At 40.8% G+C, this 14574-nt stretch carries 11 protein-coding genes; 7 read left to right on the forward strand and 4 right to left on the reverse strand.

Annotated features, from left to right (window positions below):
* Positions 1 to 97 precede the first annotated feature (97 nt).
* From ACIQXN_RS05885 to ACIQXN_RS05905, 5 genes are all read left to right on the forward strand, one after another.
* Positions 98 to 259, forward strand: a complete 162-nt coding sequence (locus ACIQXN_RS05885) for a YvrJ family protein (protein ID WP_402963124.1) — start codon at positions 98 to 100, stop codon at positions 257 to 259.
* 389 nt (positions 260 to 648) lie between these two features.
* The gene (locus tag ACIQXN_RS05890) at positions 649 to 1476 is read left to right on the forward strand and encodes a GNAT family N-acetyltransferase (RefSeq protein ID WP_402963128.1); all 828 of its coding nucleotides are present in this window, start codon (positions 649 to 651) and stop codon (positions 1474 to 1476) included.
* A 63-nt stretch (positions 1477 to 1539) separates the two neighbouring features.
* Positions 1540 to 2001, forward strand: a complete 462-nt coding sequence (locus ACIQXN_RS05895; protein WP_402963131.1) for a DinB family protein — start codon at positions 1540 to 1542, stop codon at positions 1999 to 2001.
* A gap of 359 nt (positions 2002 to 2360) precedes the next feature.
* Entirely contained in the window at positions 2361 to 3908 is a 1548-nt protein-coding gene (locus ACIQXN_RS05900) for a BCCT family transporter (protein ID WP_402963134.1), read from the forward strand.
* Positions 3909 to 4114: 206 nt separating this feature from the next.
* Entirely contained in the window at positions 4115 to 7912 is a 3798-nt protein-coding gene (locus ACIQXN_RS05905; RefSeq protein WP_402963137.1) for a bifunctional 2',3'-cyclic-nucleotide 2'-phosphodiesterase/3'-nucleotidase, read from the forward strand.
* Between the two features lie 101 nt (positions 7913 to 8013).
* Here the strand turns inward: ACIQXN_RS05905 and ACIQXN_RS05910 are convergent, their stop codons facing one another.
* A complete protein-coding gene (locus ACIQXN_RS05910) occupies positions 8014 to 8472 on the reverse strand; it encodes a TspO/MBR family protein (RefSeq protein ID WP_402963140.1) in 459 nt (152 codons plus the stop codon).
* Positions 8473 to 8629: 157 nt separating this feature from the next.
* Between ACIQXN_RS05910 and ACIQXN_RS05915 the strand changes: the two genes are divergently transcribed.
* Positions 8630 to 9106, forward strand: coding sequence for a GNAT family N-acetyltransferase (locus tag ACIQXN_RS05915; protein WP_402963143.1), 477 nt, complete (start codon positions 8630 to 8632; stop codon positions 9104 to 9106).
* 64 nt (positions 9107 to 9170) lie between these two features.
* On the opposite strand, the gene ACIQXN_RS05920 is transcribed toward ACIQXN_RS05915, so the two are convergent.
* From ACIQXN_RS05920 to ACIQXN_RS05930, 3 genes are all read right to left on the reverse strand, one after another.
* Complete coding sequence (locus tag ACIQXN_RS05920; RefSeq protein WP_402963146.1) at positions 9171 to 10538, reverse strand: amino acid permease; 1368 nt, start codon at positions 10536 to 10538, stop codon at positions 9171 to 9173.
* A gap of 304 nt (positions 10539 to 10842) precedes the next feature.
* Positions 10843 to 11988 (reverse strand): endonuclease, encoded by a 1146-nt coding sequence (locus tag ACIQXN_RS05925; RefSeq protein WP_402963149.1) that lies wholly within the window; start codon positions 11986 to 11988, stop codon positions 10843 to 10845.
* Between the two features lie 219 nt (positions 11989 to 12207).
* Entirely contained in the window at positions 12208 to 12540 is a 333-nt protein-coding gene (locus ACIQXN_RS05930) for a phage holin family protein (protein WP_402963152.1), read from the reverse strand.
* 521 nt (positions 12541 to 13061) lie between these two features.
* On the opposite strand from ACIQXN_RS05930, the gene katA reads away from it, so the two are divergent.
* Positions 13062 to 14516 carry a catalase KatA gene (katA, locus tag ACIQXN_RS05935; protein ID WP_402963156.1) on the forward strand — a complete coding sequence of 485 codons (1455 nt, stop codon included), beginning with the start codon at positions 13062 to 13064 and terminating at the stop codon, positions 14514 to 14516.
* The last annotated feature ends 58 nt before the right edge of the window (positions 14517 to 14574 follow it).

The following is a 14574-nucleotide window of genomic DNA, read 5'->3' on the forward strand; positions in this document are numbered from 1 at the left end:
ACATTTGTTCTTTTTACCATAAACCGATAGGGCTAGATTGATTTTGCTCGGACATTATTCACTTTAGTTAATAGATACAAGAAAAGGGGTGAAGAGGATGATGATTGAGGATGCTACTGTGTGGGTATCATTAGTTAGCGATTTTGGCTATCCATTCGTCGTTTCAATGTTTTTGCTCTTCCGCTTCGGAAAAAAATTAAATGAACTGACTCTAGAAGTAGAGAACCTAAAGAAGACCGGTCATAAAAAGAGAAGCTGACATAAGGAGCTAGTTGAAAAACGGATTTTGGATTCCGTTTCTTTATGGAATCCAAAATCTAGATAGTGAAAATAAAGGGTTGAAGGTGAGCCCTCCAATTCTTATTTTTGCCCGAATAGGATATTATGTCTTCCTAGTCTGGAATATAACACAAAAAATGGTAAAAATAATCCTCATATAGAATCATTTTATTAATATAACTCATCGGACCTTAGAATTAGTGAAAAGCCTCCTCTCATACGTATTTTGTTTTATAAGGTAAAGTGAAAATACTTTTGAAAAAACAACATTTTTACGTTATACGAAAAAAAATGCATTATTCTATTCAAAAATGCTGTATTTTTCGTAAATTGGTAATAAAATGAAATTTTAGGATAGGGGGCGCTCTTTTGAATAGGAAACAACTTAAGGATCTCGAACAATTGCAATTGGAAAGTGAACAAGGGGATTTTTCGCTGAAGCTGAACTGGGAGACACTCCGGAGCCGGAATGGCGTCTTGCAAAATGATTTTTTACATTACGAAGGAAATCAACTTGTTGGATTTGTCGGTTTATATGACTTCGGCAGTAAATTGGAGATGTGTGGAATGGTTCACCCGGATTTCCGGAGACGGGGGATTTTCACGGACTTGGTGAATGAAGCTTTAGAAGCTGCATTAAGAAGGGAAGCAAGAGCGATAATCCTGAATGCTCCGGGTCCATCTGATTCCGGAAAAGAGTTCTTGAAACGAATCCCATGTGAGTTTGCGTTTTCGGAATACCAAATGAAATGGTCGCTTACCGAACTGTCTGACCATGAAGATATTATCATTCGCCCTTCACGGATAACGGATGCGGAAATAGAAATCCAGTTGGATATTCAATGTTTTCAGTTTCTGGAAAAGGAAGCAAGGGAATATTATCAGCGCATTCAATATGAAGATACGTTAAAAACCCTGATGATCGAGGCAGATGGAATCACGGTCGGTAAAATCCGTGTCGATCATAGTGATGGGGAAGCGTGGATTTATGGCTTTTCGATTTTTCCTGAATATCAGGGAAAAGGCATTGGCAAAAAGGTGCTGAGTAAGATAGTGGCTGAACAGCATAATCTTGGCTACGATATTTTTCTTGAAGTGGAAGCGAAGAATGCGCGTGCTCTGGGACTCTATGAAAATTGTGGATTCAGGACCATGCAGCGGCAGGATTATTATGAGTATAAGGAAGGGAATGGGTGAATCTTCGGTTTGATGCTCCATTTTCTCATTTGATGTAGAGTATTTTCGGTATAGGAGATGATAGTGCTGCTAACACTTTTTAGCTATAACTGGCAAGTTAGAAGAGATTGGTTTCAATGGTGTCTGAAGCTCAATCCCGATGAATGGCTGAGACAGCGGAACGGGGGAATGGGTAATTTTATTAAGACGTTCGCCCATGTCATCGATGTCGAGTATAGTTGGATTCGTGCAATACAGGGGAAGCCGGACGTTGAAATAGACTTAGATGATTTCCACACAGTCGAAGAGATTCAGGACTTGTCTAGTAGGTATCATCCGGAAGTAAGAGAGTTTTTGGAAACGTGGTCACCTGCCATGGAGCATGATTTGATAGAGGCTCCATGGATGAAGGGTAGTTATGAAAAGGGCATGATACTAAGACACTTGATTGCCCATGAAATTCATCATATCGGGCAGCTCTCGATCTGGTCGAGGGAAATGGGGATTAAACCGATTTCCGCCAGTTTGATTGACCGCCATTTATAAATGCCTTTAAAAGAACGGGGAAACGCGCCTTGGATACCCGTTCTTTTTTCTGTTTTATGATTACCGTTTGAAAAAGGGGGTATATAGATATTTAGACTGAGATGTTTTCTAAGAGTCTAGAAATGGTAGTTATAGTAAAGAATTGATTTTGTTAGAAGGGACGTAGGAGATTGTTGGATTCTAAGATTTCCCATGTTCTGTCGAGAATGAAATAAGCAACGTAGGCTAGAGTTTTTTGTTTATAGGCAAGCTCCTTTTATGTCCTCTTATTTCCATCCAATTCTATCTCATCGAATGACCATTCGTATAACCTACTCATTTCAATAAAAAACCCTTGCAACTTTAGAAAGGAAGAATCGATGCGCTTTAAATTAAATAGTGTTTTTTGGATTTCTGCATTTATTGTCACGCTAGTCGTCATCATAGGAGCAATGATTCCTAAAACTTTTGCAAATGGAGCCAATGCTGCCCTTGCCTTTACTACATCTTCTTTTGGGTGGCTATTTTTGGCTGCCGTCTTCTTATTCGTCATTTTTATGATTTATCTCATTTTTAGCAAATACGGAAAGATACGTTTGGGTGGGGAGGACGAACGCCCGGAATTCCCTTTGTTCACCTGGATTGGCATGTTATTTTCCTGTGGTTTTGGTATTGCTCTTGTTTTTTATGGGATAGGGGAACCGATGACCCACTTCTTTACACCGCCATACAATAATGTCGAGCCATTAACGACAAAAAGTGCTCGGTTGGCCATGGGATATTCCTTCTTTCATTACGGCGTGAGCCAATGGGCCATATTTGCAACCGTGGGACTTGCCATGGCTTATTATCAATTTCGGAAAAATGAAAATGGTATGGTATCAACCACCCTTTCTCCTATAATCGGAAAGGGGAGGCACGTAAAACCTATAAAAAACATCGTTGATATTCTTGCCATTACCGCCACGATCATGGGGGTAGCCACTTCGTTAGGATTAGGAATCATGCAAATCGACGGCGGTTTGCGTTTTTCCTATCATGTGCCGGACGAAAACTGGATAAAGATTGTCATTGTAATTGGCATGACAGCCCTTTTCTTAACGTCAGCGATTACCGGGTTAAACAAAGGGATGAAATGGTTAAGTAACTTTAACTTATTTGCAGTATTTTTGATCATGCTGTTCATCTTCATTACGGGACCGACTCAATTCATCCTAGATACATTCATTTTGGGAATTAGTGATTATATCTCCCATTTCGTATCGTATAGTCTAAGGCTGAATCCATATACCGGAAATCCTTGGGTCTACAAATGGACCATCTTTTATTGGGCTTGGGCAATTGCTTGGTCGCCGTTTGTCGGGTCATTCATTGCTCGCGTTTCGAGAGGGCGCACGATCCGTGAGTTTATCCTGGGAGTGATGGTTGCTCCACCAGCAGTAGCATTGGTCTGGATTGCTATTTTCGGAGGAACAGCTCTCCATATGGACTTGTTTGAAGGGACGCATATCGCAACTGCTGTGAATAAAGATATCACAAGTGCCCTTTTCACCATGCTTCAAGGGCTTCCTTTCACACCTGTAGTTACAGGATTCGTCTTGATATTAATTTTGACCTTCCTTGTGACATCAGTTGATTCAGCTGTGTATATACTAAGCTCGATGTCGACCAATGGCAGTTTGAATCCCCCGATTTTCGTCAGAGTCATCTGGGGAGTGTTGATGGGCGCCATTGCGTTAGTCCTTCTCTTATCGAGTGGGTTGACTGGGTTGCAATCGGCTTCAGTCGTGTCAGCCTTGCCACTCACGATCATTCTCCTGCTCATCATGTTGGCCTTTTATAAAACACTTCTTAAGGATTTTAGAAGGGTGCCAATACCTGCATCAGTGAGAAAAAGAAAGGGAAAAGAAGAGGAAAGCATAAGATAATGAAATAGAGTAGTAGGCCGGTTCATTCTATGAACCGGCCTTTTTGCAGGATTATTAAATAGTGTGTTTCTCTTTTTGTCAATCGATAAATGGTTCAAAAGAATTATTTTATCAAAAAATGTAATATCGTAGTAAAATATGTAAAAATTCAGATAAAATATGTTATATTATTCTAGAATTTGATAAAATTTGAGAGGTTGTGAAGTATGTCGTTCAAGTCGAAAATGCTAGTCCCTGCCCTTGCTGTCAGCTTAATTACAGCACCATTTGCCCTGCCGGTGGATGCATCCGCGAAAGGAGACGTCAAAGCGAAATCGTTTGCATTATCTTCTCCTTCCGTAAGTTACACAAACGGGGCAAAAGCCACTGTGACCGTTACACCCAAAAAGGGTCATAAGGGAAAAGAAGCCGTTGTCTTTCAATTAATGAATGGGTCAAAAGTCGTTTCTCAATCAGCTGTAGAAACCGACATCAAAACAGCACAAAAGTTTTCCGCTCACTTCAACACGTACAAGTCTGGATATTGGATCAAGGTATCTGTCGTTTCCAATTATAATGGAAAAACGAGTAATTTCGGCACAAGCCTCGCCAATTCGGTTTCCGATGCCCCCTTTGAATTGAGGATCATGGAAACGACAGACATACACACCAATCTAGTAAGTTATGATTATTACAAAAATGCCGTATCTGATACGGTAGGATTTTCCCGCACGGCTAGCTTGATCAAACAGGCAAGAAAAGAAGTCAAAAATAGCGTGTTAGTAGATAATGGGGACCTCATTCAAGGAACACCGCTTGGTACATACAAAGCGAATATAGCCCCGCTTAAAAAGGGAGAAGTGCACCCGGTCTATAAAGCGATGAATCTACTTGATTATGATGTGGCTACATTCGGTAACCACGAATTCAACTATGGCTTACCCTATTTGGATGAAGCCATCAATGATGCGAAATTCCCCTATGTAAATGCAAACGTTTATAAAAAAGACAAAGACAAAAATCCAAACAACGATAAAAATAAATACACGCCTTACAAGATCGTGACGAAGAAAGTGAAAGATATAAATGGCAATGAAAAATCCGTGAAAATCGGCTATATTGGATTTGCCCCACCACAAATCATGGATTGGGATAAAACAAATCTTGAAGGAAAAGTCGTGGCCAAGGAAATCGTCGCGACAGCCAATAAATTTGTCCCTGAAATGAAGAAAAAGGGTGCAGATGTCATCGTGGCACTTACACATTCCGGTTTTAGCGGCGACGCCAAAAACACGGAGGATGTTATCTATTCATTAAGTAAAGTGGCCAATATCGATGCCATCACGTTCTCACATACTCATAAAGTCTTCCCGGCTCAAGATGAGGCATCATTGGACAACTTGTTCAAAGACAGTCAAAACAAAGTACTTCCAGGCGTAGATAATAAAAAGGGAACGATCAATGGGGTACCAGCGGTCCAAGCAGGATACGGTGGAAGTAATCTGGGCATCATCGACCTTGATATTCAGAATATTAAGGGAAAATGGAAAGTCATCAACTCAGATTCTTCAACCCGGGCAATCAATGACAAAGTAACCGGTATAAAAGCTCCTGAAGATGCGGCTGTCGTAAAAGCGGTCAAGAAAGATCACGACGCAACGGTTAAGTATGTTAACACGCCAATCGGTAAAACAACTGCACCGATCCACAGTTATTTTGCCCTTGTGCAGGATGATCCTTCTGTCCAGGTCGTGACAAGTGCACAAAAATGGTATGTTGAAAATTACCTTAAAAACAATCGACCTGAATATAAGGACTTACCGATTCTTTCAGTAGGTGCACCATTTAAGGCTGGTCGCAATGGAGTAGAGGAATACACCGATATCAAAAAAGGTGATTTAACGATTCGTAGCGCCGGCGATTTATATTTGTACGATAATACGTTAAAAGCCATCAAAATCAAAGGCTCCGTGGTCAAAGAATGGCTTGAAATGTCCGCAGGGAAATTCAATACCATCGATCCTGCAAAAACGGAGGAACAAAAATTATTGAATGACAAGTTTGCGGTCTATAACTTTGACGTGATTGATGGCGTGACGTACCAAGTCGATGTCACGAAAGCTCCACGTTATGATGAAAAAGGTGAAAAGTTATCAGATTCAAGCAGAATCACGAACTTGAAATATGAAGGGAAAGCAGTTGATCCAGATCAAGATTTCATCGTCATAACGAATAATTATCGTGCATCAGGCGGAGGAAAATTCCCAGGCGTTAAAGGCAGTGAATATATTGTCGATTCCGCTGATGAAAACCGTCAGATCTTGATGGATTACATTACACAAGAGAAGGAAATCAATCCGACTGCTGATAATAACTGGTCGATTGCCCCGATTTCCGACAAGGTGAATGTTACATTTACTTCTTCACCAAAAGGTGCAGAGTATTTGAATGAAGATAGTGCCATTTCGTATACAGGAAAAACCGATGATAAAGGTTTTGGTATCTACAAATTCAATCTAGCCAATAACAACATTCAAGTCCAATTGTTGGGCATCAATGATTTTCATGGTCAAATGGATACTACCTCTGAGTTTGGAGGAGTCAAGCAAGGGCGTGCCGATTACTTAGCTGCACACTTGAAAAAGCGTGAAGCAGAGAACCCGGAAAATACATTGTTAATTTCAGCTGGGGATGCGGTTGGTGCGAGTGCTCCCGTTTCATCCTTATTACAGGATAAACCAACCCTTCAGTTTATGAATAATTTGGGATTTGATGTAGGAACGGTAGGAAATCACGAGTTCGACAAAGGGGTCGAAACATTGATGGCCCAAATTAATGGCGGGAAGTCTCCCACTTCAGATGTCGTGTTTGATAAGCTGAACTTCCCGTATGTGGTGGCCAATGTCGTGTACAAAGACACGAAAAAGCCAATATTGGACCCATATGTGATTAAAAAAGTCGGCGGTACGGAAATCGGATTTATTGGTGTCGTCACGAATTCAACGCCACAAAAGGTAAGTCCGGCAGGCATCAAGAACGTAGAATTCATCGAGCAGGCTCCAGCCGTCAATAAAGCGGTTGATGAGCTGAAGGAAAAAGGCGTTAAATCGATTGTCGTTGTCTCACATGATCCAGGCACTGAGAAAGATGGAGTCATAACAGGAGAAGTGGCAGAACTGGCAAAAGATATCGATGATGAAGTCGATGTCATCCTGGCTGGAGATAATCATGCCAAGAATAACAGTACGGTCGATGGAAAATTAATCGTACAAGCCTACTCTTATGGAACGGCCTTCGAGGATATTGATTTAGAAATCGATCCGAAAACAAAGGACATCGTTAAAAAATCAGCTGAAATCGTTACCGTCACTCAAGACGGAATCACACCGGATGCTGAAACAACCAAGTTCATTAACACATACTTGGATCAGTTCCCTGAGTTGAAAGCTCCACTAGGTACGACGGATGAAAAGATTTTAAGAGCGAATGCCTATACCCAGGAAACGGCTCTAGGGAATTTAATCGCGGATTCTATGAGAGCCGATTTACAATCCGATTTCGCTTTCATGAATCCAGGTGGAATTCGTGCAGACATTCCACAAGGAGAAGTGACATATGCCGATTTGGCGAAAATTCAGCCATTCGGAAATGTCTTGGTTAAACTTGAATTGACGGGTGCTGAAGTGAAAACATTGCTGCAACAGCAGTGGGTCGTTGAAGGCAATCCGAAAACGCTACAAATCTCAGGATTGAGCTATAAGGCTGATTTCAGCAAGCCAGTTGCTGAACGTGTCACTGAAATGAAGAAAGCTGATGGAACCCCAATCGAAGATGCTAAAACGTATACAGTGACTGTCAATGACTTCATGGCAAGCGGTGGCGACAACTATACCGTGTTAAAAGGTAAGGAGCGCGTATTCGGACATGCTGATTTAGAAGCGTTCGTCGAATATGTGAAAAACACTTTTAAAGGTGGAAAAATCACTGCAGTTACGGAAGGTAGAATTACGAATATCAATAATTAAAAGAGCCTAATCGGTCAATTTTGGGATATATCGGTCAACATGAGTTTTTATCGGTCGGTTCAAAAAAGGAGCGTTCCGACATGGAACGCTCTCTTTCATTATCAGTTATTTTTAAACATGGAATAGTTAAGGCCTAAAGCGAATGTCACCCAGCCAATATAAGGGACCATAGCGAGGCCAGCTGTACGATCAATGCTGTAAAACTCGAAGGCCGTCAAAGTAATCAGCGTCAATAAGACAGCCATTTCAATGAAAGCTGTTCCGCGCAAGCCCCATCTGAAGAATAGAAAAGACCATAAAAAGTTCAGACCAAGTTGAGTGTCATAAAGAAGTTCAGGTGACTGGGTATTCTTTTCTTTTGCGGATATACGGTACTTTGCAATTCCCATGACGGTATAAAGGCCTGTCCAAGCGACGGGGAAAACCCAGGAGGGGGGAGCGAATGAAGGTTTCTTAAGATCATTATAAATTTCTTTGGAGTTCCTTGTGGCAAGTGCGCCAACAATGGAACCTCCTACAACAGGAATCAAAACACTCTTGGCTAATTTTCGATAATCCATATGTTTCTCCACCATCTTTCTACATAATTTGGTTATTGTTATACCATTGCCTTTAATCACCCAAATAAAACATTTAAATGGGCTAGCAAGTGTAAGGTTGGTCCATTTCATTGTCAGAGTGGGAGGCACGACTCTTAATAGGAAGAAGGTGTTTGGAATGAATCCAAGTAATGAATTTAATGTGACTAGGGCCTCTATTGATGATACGGAACAGATAATTGGTTTGCGATTAGCACTTTTAACAGAACTAGGTGAGATAAAAACCATAGAAGAGAAAAATCTTATGGAAATATCAACAAGAGAGTATTTACAAAAAGCTCTTTCAAACAATGAATTTATATCCTATATGGCAAAAACCGATGGAAAAGCAGTAAGTGTCAGTGGAGTGGTTTTATTTAATAGACCGCCCTATTTAGAAAATCTGAAAGGGATTGAAGCCTACATACTTAATATGTATACAATCCCGGAGTATCGAGGATATGGACTGGCGAGACGTTTACTTGAACATTGTATAAATGAAAGTAAAAAAAATAATGTTAAACGGATTTGGCTGCATTCCTCCGAAAATGGGAAACATCTATACGATAAGATGGGTTTTACCGAAAAAGGTTGTGAAATGGAATTATTTCTTTGAATTTTTATTGTCCGTATCATTCAAAAAAGGATGCCCGTATGTAATGGGCATCCTTTTTGGTTCTTTATTTTTTTCGCTTATGTAATCCAGTGGCATAGTATAACACGACAAGCAGGATAATCCAGATTGGACCTACGATTAAAGCGATTCTTGTATCTGGAGAAAAGCCGAGAACGATCATCACGAATACGAGAAAAGCTAGTGCGAAATATGAAGTGAGCGGGAAAAACGGCATTTTGTATGCTAAGCTCTGTTTTTCTTCCAAACTCATTTTCTTTCGTGAACAGATCTGTGTGACAAGGATGGTTCCCCACGTCCAAAGGGCTCCGAATGTCGCCACGCTTGTTACATATGTGAAGACTTTCTCAGCTTCCATATAATTCAGGTAGACGCCAAAAAGAAGAACGATGGCCGATACGATAATGGCCGTGCCTGGCACGCCATTCTTAGTGACACGGCCGAACCTTTTAGGAGATTCGCCTTGTTGCGCAAGGTTAAACAGCATTCTGCCTGTACTGAAGATTCCACTATTGCAAGAGGAAAGGGCTGCTGTCAGTACGACAAACTGGATGATTCCTGCTGCTCCTGGAATACCGATTCTATCAAACATCATGACGAACGGACTGTCCTCCCCGGTCATTTGATCCCATGGAGTGATCGAAAGGATGACAGTGAGAGCCAAGACATAAAAAAGCATAATCCGATAAAACACGGTGTTGATAGCCCGTTTAAGAGACTTCTCGGGGTTTTTAACTTCTCCCGCGGTCACACCGAGCATTTCGATGCCTAAGTAAGCAAACATAACCATTTGGAAGGAAAGGATAACGCCTGAAATCCCATTAGGGAAAAACCCACCATGTGAGAACAGATTGCTGAATCCAATTGCGTCTCCAGCATTGCCGATACCAAAGAAAATCATTCCGAACCCTAAAACAATCATGACTATAATCGTTACAATTTTAATCAATGAAAACCAAAACTCTAATTCACCATAAGCTTTTACGGCAAGAAAGTTAATGGTAGTCATAATCACTAGTGCTGCTAATGCCCAAGCCCATTGTGCGGTATCTGGATACCAAAACTGCATGTAAATTCCGACGGCTGTAATTTCCGCCATACATGTAGCGATCCAAAGGAACCAGTAATTCCAACCTGTTATGTATCCGGCCAAAGGACCGATAAATTCGCTTGCATAACGACTGAAGGAGCCTGCTACAGGATTTTTAATGGCCATTTCGCCTAACGCCCGCATAATCAAATAAATGATCAATCCTCCAATGGCATAAGCTAAAATAATAGCTGGACCAGCTAATTTAATGGCTGATGCCGATCCGAGAAATAACCCCACTCCAATGGCTGCGCCAAGGGACATTAATGCGATGTGTCTTTCTTCCAATCCTCTATGTAATTGAGAATCTTTGGAGTTTTGCATAGTTTTCCTCTTTTCTATATTGGAATGTGGTTTTGAATACTTCTACTATTTTATCACTAGTAGAGTTGAGAGCATACTATGTGTCTTTTTTTTCTCAAAATATTACAATTAAATAATATATTCTAATAGTTTGTTTGTAAAGAAAAAAATGAAAACGCTTTCTACAAAAGGGGAATTATGTATATTCTAAAGAAATCATATAAACTGTGAATGATATTATTATATAGGTAAAACTAATTGTTTATTTTTTCTGTTTATTTACCTTAAAAGAAGCCGCCCATGAAGATGGGCAGCAAAGGATTCCTCATTCCCAGATAGAAAAAGCCCATTCGGGGTGATCAATGAAAGGATTACGATTATGTTGGTAGTCGTTATAGATGATTTCATTCCGATTACGTTCAAACGCATCCACCGGGTCCTGTTCATGCCATTCAAGTAGAACGTCCAACTTTCCATGGTAGGGAGCAGAGCCGTTATTTACTTGATTATTCAACTCTAAATCCAATTCTCCGCTATCCCCTTCATATCGAACAGCCATGTAAAACAGCATCCGTGCTACATCGCCTTTTACACTGTCGCGGGGTTCCCAAGAATCGGAGTCGTAATAATTCCCCTTCGCTTCGGAATGCTCGGTCCCCCCAATATCAAAGTCGAGATTATTACGCGTGCTATTGACGGAGGCATCGGTTGGCCGCAGGTGATGTAAATCGGTGCCAGCACCCATGGATGTGCCGAATCCCCCATGGGATTTTGCCCATACATGCTCACGGTTCCAGTCGTTGACGCCTGATCCATAGGCGGTCTTTCCTTGGGAACGTCCTGTATAAAGAAGAATGACATGATCAGAATTATTTGGGTCCTCATCGGTTTCTTGCAAAGCGCCCCAAACATTTGCGTAGGAAATTTCCGTATGCTCATCGATGATCGTATGCAGAGCATCCTTTAGTGCACTCCCGGTTTTGCCGATAGCCGCGTCATAATAAGAAACGGTCTCAGGAATTTCAGGAGTTACTGTACTTTCGTTTTTTACCATGGCTGAAGTATCCTTCAAGCCTGCGTGAGAAAAATAGGGGGTCAGTGTTCCAGTTATGGTGATTTTTTGCCCTTTTAAAGAAGGATTCGTTTGCAATCCGAATTTAGAACGAAATGAAGAGGGAATCTGGACATATACCATATTTGATAGATTTGTTTCCTTGGCGTTATCTGAAATAGCTAACGCATAATCACTGGGATAGTTGCTGAATTCGACAACCGTGGCAGAAGTGGGTTGACCGACTACATATCCGCTGACTGTTTGAACGGAATTATTTTGGTTCGTGATAGCCTGTGTGACGGAGTAAGGAGATGATGGGCTTCCATCACCGGTAGCTGCAAAGGATGAAGCAGGAATAAAGAAAGCGAGCACAAGCATGAGGGAGACTAGAATTCTTGGTTTACATATGGTGTACATGTCATTCCTCCATAATCCGATTCATACCATTAACTAGCGTATGTACAGTTAAACTTAGGCGAAAACAGTGTAATCTCCTTTATGTTTATGGAAAATGAGTGAATACAGCTAGTATGGATTAGCAGAAATTAGGGAAATAGCCCAGGAAATATCGAATGGTGTTATGGATATAGTCACAGGCAAAATAAAAATCGTCAGCATGTCGACTGACGATTGTTCCTACTCTTTCTTTACGATTAAACTTTGGATGATTGTTAATAAGAATGACCCGAGTAGAGCTCCCCAATAAGTATGAATGACGAAGCCGCTGACCACATAGGATGTAATCAGAAAAGTGAAAGCATTGATGACGAAGGAGAACAGCCCGAATGTCAGGATTGTGATCGGTAAAGTGATAAGCTGAAGAATAGGTTTAACCAACATGTTCATAATCGATAAGATGAACATTGCCAGCAAAGCTATGCCGTAAGAATCTATCGTGATGGAATCGAGAAGCCAGTCTATGAAAAGCAATATCAATCCATTGGCAAGCAAACGCATAATTATATTCATGAAAACCTCCTAAAGCACTACTACCATCTATTATACTAAATGACTTTATAAATCAGGTGGGAATTTGCTGAATTGGCACAAAAAATCCATAATATTTGGAGGGTTCTTTCACGGATTAGCGATGTATTAGAGTGTTACCGTAATTCACAGAAAATTCACTGATTTTTGGCGCGAATTACTATAAAATGAGAGATAACAAATCGTTTTAATTGATAAACCTCCCAATTTTACCCTCCGATATTCTCGATTACCATGATAACCCTTATGCAATTGATAAAGGTTGAACAATAGGTGGATATAAAACTTCGTGAATTATATCAATATACAGATAGTAAAAACCTCATTAACTAGCTAAACACCCATTAGAATATTAACTATTTCTCACTTTAATACCTTTTTGAGAAGAAATAATACTTAATGACGTTTATTATTATATTAAAATTATTATAAATAAGTATTGATTTTTTTCTAAGAAACTATATTATTATATATATTAAAACTTATGAAGAGGTGGTTCATTTATGTCGAATAAGAAAAACCTTACAACTAGCTGGGGTGCTCCAGTTGGCGATAACCAAAATTCAATTACTGCTGGGTCACGTGGTCCAGTTCTTATACAAGATGTTCACTTATTAGAGAAACTGGCTCATTTTAATCGTGAACGCGTTCCAGAACGTGTCGTTCATGCTAAAGGCGGCGGGGCATTTGGTACTTTCACCGTGACAAATGATTTGTCAAAATATACAAAAGCCAAAGTGTTTAACGGCGTAGGGAAAGAAACGGATATGTTCATCCGTTTTTCAACGGTAGCTGGGGAACTTGGTTCTGCTGATACATTACGTGATCCGCGTGGGTTTGCAGTCAAATTCTACACAGAAGAAGGAAACTACGATATCGTTGGGAACAATACACCTGTATTCTTCATTCGAGATGCAATCAAATTCCCTGATTTCATACACACACAAAAAAGGGACCCTAGAACGCACTTGAAAAACCCGACGGCAGTATGGGATTTCTGGTCTCATTCACCAGAATCACTACACCAAGTAACTACATTAATGTCTGACCGTGGGATTCCAGCAACATGGCGCCATATGCACGGTTTCGGAAGCCACACTTTCAAGTGGGTGAACGAAGAAGGACAAGCTGTCTGGGTGAAATACCACTTTAAAACAGAACAAGGCATTAAAAACCTGGATGTGAACCTTGCTGCTAAACTTGCAGGTGAAAATCCGGATTACCATACGGAAGATCTTTTCAATGCGATTGAAAACGGTGACTTCCCAGCATGGAAATTATGTGTTCAAATCATGCCTTTGGAAGATGCGGATACTTACCGCTTTGACCCATTCGACGTGACTAAAGTCTGGTCGCAAAAAGATTACCCATTAATTGAACTTGGACGAGTGGAATTGAACAGAAACCCTGACAACTATTTTGCTGAAGTAGAGCAAGCTACTTTCTCCCCAGGATCATTCGTGCCTGGCATTGAAGCTTCTCCAGATAAAATGCTTCAAGGTCGCCTATTTGCTTATGGCGATGCCCATCGTTACCGTGTGGGTGCAAACCACAACCTACTTCCGGTTAACCGTCCTAAATCGGAAGTGAATACGAATCAACGCGATGGCTTCATGCGTGCGGATGATAATGGAAAAGGTTCCGTCTATTACGAACCGAACAGCTTCGGTGGAGCAACGGAATCTCACGAAAACAAACTTACTCCGTTTGAAGTGTCTGGACAAGCTGCACAAGTTTCTTATGATCACCACGATCACTATACACAAGCGGGAGACTTATACCGCCTGTTGAGCAAGGAAGAAAGAACACGTCTAGTAGAAACTGTCGTGGGTGCCATGAAACCGGTAGAATTAGAAGAAATCAAACTTCGCCAAATCGGTCACTTCTACAAAGCAGATACAGAATACGGAACTCGTATTGCTGAAGGTCTTGGCTTGGCAGTACCACAAGAAGTATAAGAGGTAGGCATGAAATCACCTGAGCAGGCATTCATTAATTCAATGAATGCCTGCTATT

This window comes from Peribacillus sp. NPDC097295 (assembly GCF_044761665.1).
Taxonomy (GTDB): domain Bacteria; phylum Bacillota; class Bacilli; order Bacillales; family DSM-1321; genus Peribacillus.